The following is a 12,008-nucleotide window of genomic DNA, read 5'->3' on the forward strand; positions in this document are numbered from 1 at the left end:
GTGGGGCTACGCGGATGTCTCCGGATCCGCTGCGTTTGCCTGGCCTGAACCGCTGTCAAGGCATCGGTAAACGGGCGTAACATTCATTTCTTTTTGCGGAGGTCGCCTGTCGATGCTTTCAGGCCTCAATCACCTGGGCCGCCCGGGCCTACCGGCTAGCAGATAGATGGCTTATTGCAATCAATTTATCGGGCGGCCTGATTGCCTGCGCTATCCTCTTCGTATCATGGGTGCATGTCCGATCACCCTATTCGCCCACCGCTGCATTCTCCGGATGGCTTCCAGCTCAATGGGTATTCGAGATTCCGCGCCGCTGGCCAGTTATATCGACCTTCTGCTGGACGCCGTGTGTGCCGTCGACGGCCAGGGGCGTTTCGTGTTTGTCAGTGCCGCCTGCGAACGCATTTTCGGCTACACCCCCCAGGAGTTGATCGGCCGACCGATGATCGACCTGGTTCACCCCGGCGACCGCCAGCGTACCCTCGAGGCGGCGCGGGAGATCATGGGCGGCGAGCCCAAGCTCAACTTCGAGAACCGCTACCTGCGCAAGGACGGCCGGGTGGTGCATATCCTGTGGTCGGCGCGCTGGTCGGAAGTGGACCAGTTGCGGATCGCCGTGGCCCGCGACATCACCGAGCGCAAACTGGCCGAGTCCCGGCAGGCGGCGCTGTACGCCATCTCCGAAGCAGCCCATGCCGCGGCAGATCTGCTGGCGTTGTTCAAGCGTATCCACCTGATCATCGGCGAGTGGCTGCCGGCGCTGAATTTCTCGGTGGCGCTGTACGATGAACAATGCGCTCAGTTGAATTTTGCCTATCACGTCGACGACCAGGAGCGGCAACCCGAATTGCCGGGCACGATGACCGGGCGTTTGTGCACCGAGGTGATCCGAAGCGGCCAGCCGATCCTGCTGACACCTGGTTGCAACCCATTGCCGGCGGGCTTTTTCGACCTCATGGCGCAGCCGGGCGCGCCGTGCTGGCTGGGTGTGCCGTTGAACTCGCAGAACGGCACGATTGGCGCGTTGATCCTCAAGAGCGCTCAGGACAATGAGCGCTACACCGAGCAGGACATGGAATTGCTGCAGTACGTCTGTGCGCAGATCACCCTCGCCGTCGAGCGCCAGCAACTGCACGCCCGATTGCAGCGCATGGCGCAATACGACCAACTGACCCAGGTGCCCAATCGCGAACTGCTGCGTGAACGCTTCAAGGCCGCACTGGCGAGCGCCCGCGCAGTGTCAGGGCGCATGGCGCTGCTGTATATCGACCTGGACCGCTTCAAACAGGTCAACGACACCTACGGTCACGGCATCGGCGACATGCTGCTGCAAGCGGTGGCCAGTCGGCTCCAGGGTTGTATACGTGATTCCGACACGGTTGCGCGTATTGGCGGCGATGAGTTTGTGGTGTTGCTCCATAGCATCCAGGCTCTGGAGGATGCCCACGGCGTGCAGGAAAAAATCCGCCATGCGTTGACCCAGCCGCTGCGACTGGACGGGCACTGCCTGAGCATCGAACCGAGCATCGGCGTGGCCTGCTTTCCCGACCATGGCGTCGAAGACGTGGCGCTGTTCCGCCATGCCGACGAAGCGATGTACGCCGCCAAACGTCAGAATCACAGAACCTTCGGCATCTGAGGACTCGTCACCGTTCGTCGTGGCGCCGCTCGTTTATTCAAACCTTTTGGTCCCTCGTCCTTTCGAATATCAGGCGGGCCCTGCTCGCCGCATCCATGCATCTGGAGGGCCAGACCATGCCTGGTTCACGAAGCAATTACCCTGGAAACAGTGCCCACGATCGAACCAAGGTGTCTGAAGCGGGTCGCAAAAGTGGGAGAACCACCATCATGACCGTCGATAAGCGCCCGTCGAAAGCCGAAACCGGTCGTAAGCCGGGTCAGACATGTCGCTGAAGGGGCATCGGTGGTTCTGATTCAGAAGCGGGGAGACCCGCCGCAACTTTTATTACGAGGAGGGCGCGACCATGAGCCGGATGGCCACCTTTTTTCGCACCACCAGTCTCGTCGTGCTGATGGGCCTGGGTGCCAATAGTGCCTGGGCCCAATCGCCAGCCGAATTCATCAACGATGCCTCCGCCAAAGGCATGGCCGACATCGAGGCCAGTCGCATGGCCCACGGTAAAGCCGAATCCCGGGAGGTGAAGGATTACACCATCATGGTGATCAACGACCGCACCACCGCCAATCAGCATCTTGCCAAGATCGCGAAAAAGCTCGATCTGCCCGTGGCACCGCGGGAGGAAGTCGCTCACAAGGCTAAGGCGTTGATCCCGCCAATACAGGAAGGCGAATCGTTCGAAGCGGCTTATGCCGCCAGCCAGGTCAAGGCCACCGAGGAGGCCATCGCGCAGATCGAGCAGGAAGCCCAGACCACGGAAGTACCGGAAATCAAAGCGTTTGCCGATGAAACCCTGCCTAAATTGCAGACCCATCTGGAGATGGCCAGGGCGCTGCAGGCCAGCCGCTGATCGCGGCACGTTTTACATTCAGGGCCGGGGCGTTCGCGCTCCCGGCTTGTCTTGCCGCTGAAAGGAGAACCTCGATGTCCACACGCCGAGAGCCCAATCAATACGCGATGCAGAACCCGCTGACCCAATACCCCCGTCCACCCTTTCCCGACCAGCCGCAATCGCCCCCCGGCATCGACCAGGAGATGGTGCCCAAGCCGGATCATGGTGAAAAAAGCTATCGAGGCTTTGGCCGCCTGGAAGGTCGCAAGGCCTTGGTGACCGGCGGCGACTCGGGTATCGGCCGCGCGGCCGCCATTGCCTATGCCCGGGAGGGGGCTGACGTCGCGATCAATTACCTGCCCAGCGAAGAGCGTGATGCACGGCAGGTCATCGAACTGATCGAAGCCGAAGGCCGCAAGGCCATTGCGATTCCCGGTGATCTCAAGGACGAAGCCTTTTGCGTCCAGATGGTGCGAAGCGCCCATGAGCAACTGGGTGGCCTGGATATCCTGGTGAACGTTGCCGGTAAGCAGGAGGCGCAAAAAGACATCGCCGACATCACCACCGCGCAATTCGATGACACCATGAAAACCAACATCTACGCGATGTTCTGGATCTGCAAGGCCGCAGTGCCGTTGATGCCGGCAGGGGCGACGGTCATCAACACCGCCTCCATCCAGTCTTACGATCCGTCCGCGACGTTGCTGGATTACGCCACCACCAAAGCCGCCATCGTCGCCTTCACCAAGGCATTGGCGGGGCAGGTGATCAGCAAGGGCATCCGTGTCAACGCCGTGGCCCCCGGGCCGATCTGGACGGTGCTGCAACCCAGCGGCGGACAACCCCAGGAGAAAATTCCTACCTTTGGCTCTCAGGTACCGATGAAGCGTCCCGGGCAACCGGCCGAATGTGCGCCACTGTATGTACTGTTGGCCTCTCAGGAATCGAGCTACATCACCGGCGAAGTCTTCGGGGTGACGGGGGGTAATCCGCTGCCTTGAGGCTCGCTCAGGATACGCGAGTGGCGCTGCGCCATTCGCGCATCTCTATCAGCATTGATTCAGATCGATCTTGTTCTTCTTTTGCAGTCCTTCGAGGCTTTTAGCTTCACCTTGTCCCATGGCCTGGTAATGCTTTCTCAGCGCCTCCAACTGCTTGAGGTCCAGCGCCTCGAGCCCGAGCATTGCGTTTTGCGCTTCGTTGGTCGCGCGCAATAGCTCGTCGATCTTCAGGTGCAGGATATCGGTGTCGCGGTTCTGCGTGTTCTGGATCAGGAACACCATCAGGAAGGTAATGATCGTCGTCGACGTATTGATGATCAGTTGCCACGTATCGTTGAACTTGAACAGTGGCCCGCTGAAGGCCCAAAGCACGAGCAGAACGATAGCCGCCAGAAATGTCTTGGGACTCCCCGCCCACAGGGCCAGTTTTTGAGCGATTTTTGCGAAGGTCATTGCTGTGTTCCTTATGGGATTGCACCTGTCTGGTGTGACAGCAACGCAGCGGTGAAAATTCTACTTACATTTAGGCGCTCCCTCGGGCGAACGTTCATCGCACTGGCTCAAGACAGGCGCAACCATTTGCCGCCTTCATCGGTCACTCCTTAAAGCCCTTAGCCGGAGTACACCATGAACGTCACGCGCACCTTCTGCCTCGCCTGTAGCCTGCTCGTCCTGCAAGGCTGCTTCGACAACTCGGACAATGAAACCAAGGACAACACCGACGGGACCAAGTCTTCGGTGCAGATGAAAGAGTCCGAGTCCCAGAATAAATAGGTGGGGTGCAAAACCTTGTGGGAGCGAGCCTGCTCGCGATGGCGTAGTGCCAAGCAACGCCAATGTTGCTGAGCCACCGCCATCGCGAGCAGGCTCGCTCCCACAGGGTTTGTTTCCAGCTGTTTACCGTCCCTGTTGCAACACCTTGAGCGCCGCCGAAGCCAGGAAACCGGAACGGCTCTTTTCTTCCGGATGATGCAGCACATATTCATCGATACGGTTCAGCAGGTAGCCCGGCAAGGTGATATTGAGTTTCTGCGCCTTGCCCAGGTACTTGGTCACATCGATATCCACCAGTGCCCAGGTGCAACCGGCATAGTGCGGATTGGCCGCGTGGACAGTGACTTTGCTGGCCGACGGAATCGGCGAGCCGTCTTCGGCCAGAATCTCGAAGTGACCTTCAATGGCCTCGCGGGCCATGGCCATGGCGTCGTCCAGATCATCACCGGCGGAAAAGCATCCGGGAATATCCGGCACTTCAACACCCCAGGCGTGTTGTTCATCACCCATGGAAATCGCAATCGGGTACAGCATGTTCATCGTCCTCCGGGAACGCAGGGCAACGGGCGGTCTGGAGCAGGGCCTGTTGCAGGATACTGATGGCCGTTTTCTTGAGCAGGTCCTTCTTAGGATGCGGAACGGTGACCAGTCCAGGCTTGGTCGGGTGCTTGAAATGGTGATGGCTGCCTCGAACCCGCACCAGGTACCAACCGTCCGCGACGATCTGGCTTATCAAAAATCGGCTATTCACATCACCTCCGTGTGGTGTGCTTGGTGGGTACTATACCTACTATGAGTTTATGATCAACACTATAACCACCGCCAATGCTTGGGCCGGTAGGCGCGCTTATCGCAACGAAGTCTAGAAGCCGCGCCAGATAAGGCCGGTGGCGAGGCGGGCGGGATTATTGCCGGATGTGAAGAGCGTACAAACCGTGGCGAGGGGAGCTTGCTCCCGTTGGGCTGCGGAGCAGCCCCTCCCCAACGGCGCGGCCGCCGCGTCGTTGGGGAAGCACCTGGGATCAGCGGCTATAAGGGCCTTGCACGTTGACCTGAGTGCCAGCGAACCAGCCAAACCAAGCGGTAATGCCGAGCCAGGGCTCGGTCCGCGCCAGGACATCCATCAGGTTGACGTTCAGTGTGTCGGTGAGGTCCGTCATCATCGCCGACGTCGGATAGCTTTTGATGACGCCACTGTTGCTCCAGACGATCGCAAACTCGTAATACGGCCCCTCGACATAGGTGCCCTCGGGTGCTTCTGGAATGGTGAGTGTCGTATAAGCACTATATCCCGGGCCGACGTACGGATCGGGGGCGGCCCAGGCGATTGCCCAGTAGAGCGGCATCAGGTTCTGGTAGGCCTGCAACATCAGCCCATTGGCCATTGCGGTTGCAGTGGAGCTGTCGTGGTCCGTTGTCGAGGAGCCGCCGTTATTGCCAGTGGGGATAGGCAGGTTGCCGTTATCGGCGTACCTGTAGAAGTTCATCAGGCGTCCGTGGTCGCTGGCGATGGTCGTGTAGAAGTTACTGAGGCTCGTGTTGCTCGCTTCGAAGGAGTCGGCGACCTGGTCCCAGTATTGGCCGATGGTGATCGAACTGGACGTTCCGCCGAGGGCGTTGGTGATCACGCGAATGACGTCGGTCACGGCAACCGCCGCCAGGTTGGCCCAGGCAGCAGTGGTTCCGGAGAAGAACCATACCAGCGAATAACCGAGATCCTTGAGCAACTGGCCGAAGTCCAGCAGCGTACTGTCGTCGGTCTTGGCTTGCATGTTGGCGATAGCGCCGTTTATCAGGGTATTTGCTGTGCCTTGGGCGGTGTTCAGGGTTCCCTGGGTGTAGGTATAGAGCGATTGGAGTTGTCCGACAGCGCTCATTTCCTGCCAGACGGTATAGATGATCTGGAGCCAGTCGTCAGCGGCCACACCCGTCGGCGCAACGGGGGCGGTGGGAGATAGGCTGTAGTTGCCGTTCGTGTCGAATTGCAACCAGTTGTCGAGTTGGGTGGCGACGGTGTTCGGAGACCAATCGGAGGACGCCGCCAGCTCACGTGGATCGAGTGGGTCATTGGAGTTCGGGCCATTGATGATGTTACCGAGGGCGATGCACAGCGCCGAGTAGGCGCCGTTGAAATCAGGCCAGGCCACGGCGGGCTGATCGACGATGGATTGCAGCAAATCCATGGTCGGCTGCTGTGGCGCGAAGCAGATGACGATGTCGTGCGTGAAGATGCTGTACCACTCGTCCCCCTCGGGGTATTTGGCGGAGCAATAGCCAAAGGTACCAGCGCCACACACTCCACTGTAACGCATGGCCCAACGGTTGGCGGCCACGGCGAGGACACTCATGTTCGTGTCCATCAGGTTCGGACTGTTCAAGGGGTCGAGAATGCCCGCGAGGATCTGATCCATAAGGGCGGCGCGACCAGCCTCGAGCACCTGGATACCAGGAGTGTTGCTGAAAGCGAAAACGCCGCGGATGGTCTGGTCGCCCTCGACCGCCATTTCCCAGCTCGGGATGCCGGCCACGTAGGCGTTACCGTTGGCGTCGTTTTGCGTCAGGGCATAGGCATGGGCAGCAGCGGCCCAGCGGCGCTCGTCAGGGTCGCCGGTCTGGTTCGAGGTCAATGTGAGGGGCGGTTGGTTGCCATAGGCACTCGCCAACGCGGCGTTGAGTTCGTTGTCGCTGGGCTGGAGCACGGTGACCTGGGTCCCCACAGGGAACAGAAACGCCCCGACGACGGGATTGCCATCGTCATCGAAGCCCGTTTCCCACGACGGGATGGCGAAAGCATAAAGCGGGTTGCCATCGTCGTCCTGCTGGCTCAGTGCCCAACGAAGAATGCCGTTTGCCCAGTAACGGTAATCGATGAAGGAGCCACTCGGAGGGGGATTGATTTCCGAGAGCATCTGAAGCACATCACTTTGCAGAATGTTTTGCCAGACAACCGCCACGGCGGTGCTTTCGATGCTGCCACTGACGGGCGGCTCTGTAGCAAATGCGGGGATGGTGGTGCTTTTCGTATATCCAGAGGCGTTGAGGCTGAACATGAGAGATCTCCCTATCCGCGGATAAAAGCAGCTTTTGAGTGATGCGCTTCATGCCTGCTGAAGCGACCGCGTGGAAAGTCTAGTCCGGTATCCGTACCTTGCTAGTGGCCTGGGTTCTCGCCCAACGAAAACAGGATCAACAAGCTGGGAGCCCGCCCAAAATAGGCATTTGACGTACCCCTTACGCAACTCTCGGAGTTTGCCTACAACCCCTCATGAGAACCGTACGATATTTTAGGTAAAGCTGTTCAATGGAGCATTCGTGCAGACACAAGAAAGCTGCAATCAAGACCGGATAACGGTGCCATCGGATTGAGATGCGAGTGCGTACTCTTTTGATTAGATCTTGCTGAAAAAATACACCATGAGGTTAATTTTCGTGCAGAGTTTCTGTCCTGCCGGATTTGTTGATTGGAATTTGTGCTACTTTTCAATCATGGATATAAATTCCCGACATCAGATAATCAAGCGTCTTCAAGCGGAATTACCTCGCGGCGCACCCTTCGATCTCGCTACTCTTGAGCAGTTCGGGGTCTCGGCGCAGCTCGCCGCACGCTATGCGCAAGGAGGTTGGCTCGTGCGTCTGGCACAAGGGGTCTATGCCTTCCCGAATGATGACTTCGGCGTTCACAAGGCAATCCTGTTCCTCCAGAAGCGTGTGCCTGGTCTGCACATCGGCGGCAAGAGTGCATTGGCTGTGCAGGGTGTGCGCCATAACCTGAGCACTCGAGATACGCTGGTCTTGTGGGGCGATACCCGCTTTGTATTGCCAACATGGTTCACCTCGCGTTTTCCTGCTCGTTATGTGCACGCCCAACTGTTCGAGTGGCCGGACACTGTTTTGCCCGTCAAGACGCTAACTACCCCGCCGGGTCTACCAGAGGGAATGCAAGTATCCGTTCCCGAGCGTGCGCTCATGGAGTTGCTGTATGAGACAGGTGTGAAACAAGGTCTCGAAGAGGCACGCAATCTGTTCGACGGTTTACGTTCTCCCCGCAAGGAGCTCCTTGGGCATCTGTTGTCCTGCTGCACCAGCGTGAAGGCTGTACGTCTGTTCCTCTCCTGGGCTCGCGAGACGAATGTCGTAGATGTCGATGCTTTGCTGGCGCAACACGAGGTCCGTACCGGCAGCAACAAGCGCTGGATGAGCCGCCTTGATGACGGCACGCTGTTGAGCCTGAAACCTCATGGATAAAAGCTATGCGGACACCGTCCGCCTTTTGCTCGCCGTTGCCCCCGATGTATTCGCCAACGATATCTTTGCCATGAAGGGCGGCACCGCCATCAATCTTTTTATGCAAGATATGCCGCGTCTGTCGGTCGACATCGATGTCGTATACCTGCCATGGCAGACCCCTCGTGAGGACGCGCTACGTGCGATCAATCAGGAGTTGGCAGCTATTTCAGAACGTGTTGAGAGTCTTGGCGTGCATACCCGCCTTGTTCGCAGCGGGGAGTTGGGCGATACCAAGCTGATCGTTGAAAACGAGACCAGCCAAGTCAAGATCGAAGTCAATGTCGTGTTTCGAGGGACGGTTCTGCCTGTGGAGCGGCGACAACTTTGTGCCAGGACGGGTGATCTTTTCGGTGTCGAGTTTGACGTACCCACTCTTGCCCCAGACGAGCTCTATGCCGGGAAACTAACCGCCGCGCTTGACCGGCAACACCCTCGCGATCTTTTTGATGTGTGGCAGCTATACGAAACAGGGGGAATCACCGACGGTATGGTGGAGTGCTTTGTGGTCTATCTGGCCGGGCACAATAGACCGATTCATGAAGTGTTATTCGGCAATGACAAGAATATCGCTGCCGAGTACGACCGTGCCTTCATGGGCATGACCGAAGTCGCGTGCCCCTTGTCCACGTTGCTTGATGCTCGGGCGCAGCTTCGTCGTGAATTACCAGCAAGATTGAGTGTGGCCCATAAGCAATTCCTGGAAGGGCTCGCGTGGGCACGACCCGACTGGTCTTTGTTGCAATGTCAGCACGTTGCGCAGCTACCTGCACTGCAATGGAAACTCAGAAATCTGGAAACCTTCCGCAAACGCCGACCCGAAGACTTTGCGTCTCAGGCGGGTGAACTCGAAAGGCTTCTGAGCCAAGTCTAGGGGTCTACCTAGCATGTGCATGATGCATTTCAGCACGGCCCGCGACTCTGGAGGAGAAAGGAATATGTCCACCTCGTAGTAATCAAGCCAACATTGAGCAACTCCATCTTGAGGTAGCGGCTTTCGCTGAGGAGATGAGACGCACGACCCCGACCAGAATCCGCGCTACCTTGTTGCCACTCAGCGTTGGTGCCGTGTTCGCTCTGATCCTGTTTGTCGTTTTTGCTTTTGCTGCAAAATACGTTTGGTCTCTGTAACTCAGATACTTCAACCAGAATATGAATTCACGCAGACTCAGCTCCCACAACGTCTCGCAATCGCCTTCAACATGCGACGACGAATGAGACCGCTGGCAGGTCGAATCAGGTACCAGTACGACGTAAAACTACGTAGCGCATCAGCGTCAAGGCACTGTATTCGCGTCTCCGTGGTGACTCTCGTCAAACCTGGCCGCAATGACTGGCATGTGAAATCTATAACCAGCTTCACGTTACCCGGCTCATTGAATGCCTGAAAAGCTTCGGCATCCGCGATAAGGGCTTGGCCATAGTCAGCTTTCCAGAGTTTGCCAGCCAGCCCGTAAGCGACCTCTGTGTCGTCATTACGCTGGAGCAATGTGAAGTTATCCAGGCCGAAGGAAGCGGGTCGCTCAAACCCCTCGCGTCGATACTTACCCAGCAGGCGCATAGGCAGCTCGCGGAGCTTGATTGCATATCGAAAAAAACAGTCGTCTTCCGGACGATGAGCAAGCGCTTGCGCCATCGCCCGGGAGGGAGACACTGGTACGTCTATTGAATGCACTTCACTGAATTGATAGGTAGGAAGGTATGAATCAATGACGCGCATGCCTGCTCTCCTTTATTTACTCTGCGTGCCGGTGGATAGCGGGAAATACCATGGGGCGCCATCCAACCTTGCTCCCAAGGGCGTTAGCAAATATCCGTTCGATCGCCACGGTTCACATGCGAGCGACTGCTGATCGTAGCCAGTCGTGCCTCAACTAACGCGGCTTGTTCGCGCAATGCGTCTTCAAACAGGATAACCAGTGGGGAGGCCGGTCGGTACAGGGGTTTAACGAGGCTGACGGTGAACGGTATCGATGCTGTGAACGGCCGGATTTCCAAACCTTGCCCAACGAAGTCCAGTGCAGTCAGTGGATTGACGATGGCAAGGCCAACCCCCTCCCGAACCAATGCGCAGACTGATGCGGCGCTATGGGTGTCCAAGACCATTTGCCGTTCCACTTGGGCTTGACGGAAAATTTCGTCGATCTGCTGTCTGTAGCTATCAAGGTTGGACAAGCTGATAAAAGGCTTTGAAGAGAAGTCCTCAGGTGCCAACGTATGTTTCTTCAATAGCGGGTGGCCCATTGGCAGAACACAGACTTCATCAACAACCATCAAGGGCAGAAGCTCTGTCCCTGGGGGGGGCTATGGCCACTTCTGTCATTCCAAGATCGTAGCGCTGGGCCGACAGCCACTCCTCTAATAAGGGGGACTCTTGCGGCGTAATGCTCATGCTGGCTTTTGGGAACTGCGCAAAGAAACGCTGGCATGCCTTGGGCAGCAAGGATTGCGAGAACACTGGTAGACAGGCAATCGATAGCTGACCGTGCTCGAACTCCCTTAATGACGCGGCCGTGTTCAGAATCCGCCCTAAGCCAAAGTAGGCCCGTTGCACCTCCTCGAAAAGAGAAAGGGCTTGAGCCGTAGGTCGCAAACGGCCACGCACTCGATCAAACAGTTTGAGTTGGGTCAATTGCTCAAAGCGTGCCAACTCGCGGCTCACAGTTGGCTGGGAGGTATGCAGCATTGCTGCGGCTTCCGTAACGCTGCCTGAGGTCATGACTGCTCGAAACACTTCTACGTGGCGCAGCGTGGCTGACATGAACAGGAACTCATCGTTTTCGATAGAGCCATATCATAAATGAATAAAGTTACTGAATATTGATATTTTATGAGTGGCTGGTCTTTCCTCATGATGCCGCCCACTGCGCGATAGCACCGTTGATGCACACGCGCTAATCAAGGTAGGGAAGACCGATGGACAATCAAGTATTTGATGCCGTGGGAGTAGGTGCGGGTCCGTTCAACCTGAGCGTTGCGGCGCTTCTTCACCCGATAAAGACTGTTCGGAACTGCTTCCTCGAAAAGCAGAACCATTTTAGTTGGCATGCCGGGATGCTTTTACAGAATACGACTGTCCAGAACAGTTTCCTCAAAGACCTCGTCAGTTTTGCTGACCCAACCAGCCCTTTCTCCTTTCTAGCGTTTCTTCATGAACACAAGCGCCTCTACCAGTATGTGAACGCTGGCTTTCAAAGAACCACACGGCGAGAGTTCAACCAATATCTGCAGTGGGTGGCTCAATGCCTCCCGGCAGTGCGATGGGGAGAGGATGTGAAAATGATAAAGCCCCATTCCCTGGGCTTTGAGGTTTTTACCGAAAACAGTACGTATTTCGGGGTCATATTCGCGGTCGCTCTTCTATATGAACCTTTGGGCATGACAACCCTGGCGGGCATCGGCCTGGTTGTACTTCCGGTGCTTATCATTTCTATCCTGCCCGCGCTTCAGGCGCGCCGCTTACCTGAGACTTGCTGAC

General features: G+C 57.3%; 10 protein-coding genes and 4 pseudogenes. 8 read left to right on the forward strand and 6 right to left on the reverse strand.

Features of this window, described 5'->3' with window-relative positions; all coding sequences use genetic code 11:
- The first annotated feature begins 289 nt into the window (after positions 1-289).
- The 3 genes from LOY67_RS06760 (at position 290) to LOY67_RS06770 (ending at position 3,472) form a co-directional block, all read left to right on the forward strand.
- Positions 290-1,639: a GGDEF domain-containing protein gene (locus LOY67_RS06760; RefSeq protein ID WP_265066499.1), complete on the forward strand. Its 1,350-nt coding sequence runs from the start codon at positions 290-292 to the stop codon at positions 1,637-1,639.
- 346 nt (positions 1,640-1,985) lie between these two features.
- Entirely contained in the window at positions 1,986-2,489 is a 504-nt protein-coding gene (locus LOY67_RS06765) for a DUF4142 domain-containing protein (protein ID WP_265066500.1), read from the forward strand.
- A 74-nt stretch (positions 2,490-2,563) separates the two neighbouring features.
- Positions 2,564-3,472 carry an SDR family oxidoreductase gene (locus tag LOY67_RS06770; protein WP_265066501.1) on the forward strand — a complete coding sequence of 303 codons (909 nt, stop codon included), beginning with the start codon at positions 2,564-2,566 and terminating at the stop codon, positions 3,470-3,472.
- 48 nt (positions 3,473-3,520) lie between these two features.
- Here LOY67_RS06770 and LOY67_RS06775 read toward each other — a convergent pair whose 3' ends face one another.
- Positions 3,521-3,925 carry a low affinity iron permease family protein gene (locus LOY67_RS06775; RefSeq protein WP_265066502.1) on the reverse strand — a complete coding sequence of 135 codons (405 nt, stop codon included), beginning with the start codon at positions 3,923-3,925 and terminating at the stop codon, positions 3,521-3,523.
- Between the two features lie 174 nt (positions 3,926-4,099).
- Here LOY67_RS06775 and LOY67_RS06780 point away from each other — a divergent pair, with 174 nt between their 5' ends.
- Positions 4,100-4,246, forward strand: coding sequence for a hypothetical protein (locus LOY67_RS06780; RefSeq protein WP_265066503.1), 147 nt, complete (start codon positions 4,100-4,102; stop codon positions 4,244-4,246).
- 123 nt (positions 4,247-4,369) lie between these two features.
- Here the strand turns inward: LOY67_RS06780 and LOY67_RS06785 are convergent, their stop codons facing one another.
- The 3 genes and pseudogenes from LOY67_RS06785 to LOY67_RS06795 form a co-directional block, all read right to left on the reverse strand.
- Positions 4,370-4,780 (reverse strand): type II toxin-antitoxin system HicB family antitoxin, encoded by a 411-nt coding sequence (locus tag LOY67_RS06785; RefSeq protein WP_047701790.1) that lies wholly within the window; start codon positions 4,778-4,780, stop codon positions 4,370-4,372.
- 40 nt (positions 4,781-4,820) lie between these two features.
- Positions 4,821-4,997 (reverse strand): annotated as a pseudogene (locus LOY67_RS06790) (type II toxin-antitoxin system HicA family toxin); the annotation flags it as partial.
- A 271-nt stretch (positions 4,998-5,268) separates the two neighbouring features.
- A complete protein-coding gene (locus LOY67_RS06795) occupies positions 5,269-7,296 on the reverse strand; it encodes a hypothetical protein (protein WP_265066504.1) in 2,028 nt (675 codons plus the stop codon).
- A gap of 436 nt (positions 7,297-7,732) precedes the next feature.
- Here LOY67_RS06795 and LOY67_RS06800 point away from each other — a divergent pair, with 436 nt between their 5' ends.
- Both LOY67_RS06800 and LOY67_RS06805 read left to right on the forward strand, forming a co-directional pair.
- The gene (locus tag LOY67_RS06800; protein ID WP_265067709.1) at positions 7,733-8,491 is read left to right on the forward strand and encodes a type IV toxin-antitoxin system AbiEi family antitoxin; all 759 of its coding nucleotides are present in this window, start codon (positions 7,733-7,735) and stop codon (positions 8,489-8,491) included.
- A complete protein-coding gene (locus tag LOY67_RS06805) occupies positions 8,484-9,404 on the forward strand; it encodes a nucleotidyl transferase AbiEii/AbiGii toxin family protein (RefSeq protein WP_265066505.1) in 921 nt (306 codons plus the stop codon). Before LOY67_RS06800 ends, LOY67_RS06805 begins: the two co-directional genes overlap by 8 nt.
- A 294-nt stretch (positions 9,405-9,698) precedes the next feature.
- Here LOY67_RS06805 and LOY67_RS06810 read toward each other — a convergent pair whose 3' ends face one another.
- Positions 9,699-10,250: a hypothetical protein gene (locus tag LOY67_RS06810; RefSeq protein ID WP_265066506.1), complete on the reverse strand. Its 552-nt coding sequence runs from the start codon at positions 10,248-10,250 to the stop codon at positions 9,699-9,701.
- Positions 10,251-10,333: 83 nt separating this feature from the next.
- Positions 10,334-11,291 (reverse strand): annotated as a pseudogene (locus LOY67_RS06815) (LysR family transcriptional regulator).
- Between the two features lie 155 nt (positions 11,292-11,446).
- Here LOY67_RS06815 and LOY67_RS06820 point away from each other — a divergent pair.
- A pseudogene (locus LOY67_RS06820) lies at positions 11,447-11,863 on the forward strand (SidA/IucD/PvdA family monooxygenase); the annotation flags it as partial.
- Positions 11,861-12,007 (forward strand): annotated as a pseudogene (locus LOY67_RS06825) (EamA/RhaT family transporter); the annotation flags it as partial. The pseudogenes LOY67_RS06820 and LOY67_RS06825, both read left to right, overlap by 3 nt.
- Position 12,008 lies beyond the last annotated feature (1 nt).

Origin of the sequence: Pseudomonas sp. B21-056 (assembly GCF_026016325.1) — a bacterium.
Taxonomy (GTDB): Bacteria; Pseudomonadota; Gammaproteobacteria; order Pseudomonadales; family Pseudomonadaceae; genus Aquipseudomonas.

Coding starts and splice junctions, on each gene's coding strand:
- LOY67_RS06760 (WP_265066499.1), top strand. CDS start 290: ATGGGTATTCGAGATTCCGCGCCGCTGGCCAGTTATATCGACCTTCTG.
- LOY67_RS06765 (WP_265066500.1), top strand. CDS start 1,986: ATGAGCCGGATGGCCACCTTTTTTCGCACCACCAGTCTCGTCGTGCTG.
- LOY67_RS06770 (WP_265066501.1), top strand. CDS start 2,564: ATGTCCACACGCCGAGAGCCCAATCAATACGCGATGCAGAACCCGCTG.
- LOY67_RS06775 (WP_265066502.1), bottom strand. CDS start 3,925: ATGACCTTCGCAAAAATCGCTCAAAAACTGGCCCTGTGGGCGGGGAGT.
- LOY67_RS06780 (WP_265066503.1), top strand. CDS start 4,100: ATGAACGTCACGCGCACCTTCTGCCTCGCCTGTAGCCTGCTCGTCCTG.
- LOY67_RS06785 (WP_047701790.1), bottom strand. CDS start 4,780: ATGCTGTACCCGATTGCGATTTCCATGGGTGATGAACAACACGCCTGG.
- LOY67_RS06795 (WP_265066504.1), bottom strand. CDS start 7,296: ATGTTCAGCCTCAACGCCTCTGGATATACGAAAAGCACCACCATCCCC.
- LOY67_RS06800 (WP_265067709.1), top strand. CDS start 7,733: ATGGATATAAATTCCCGACATCAGATAATCAAGCGTCTTCAAGCGGAA.
- LOY67_RS06805 (WP_265066505.1), top strand. CDS start 8,484: ATGGATAAAAGCTATGCGGACACCGTCCGCCTTTTGCTCGCCGTTGCC.
- LOY67_RS06810 (WP_265066506.1), bottom strand. CDS start 10,250: ATGCGCGTCATTGATTCATACCTTCCTACCTATCAATTCAGTGAAGTG.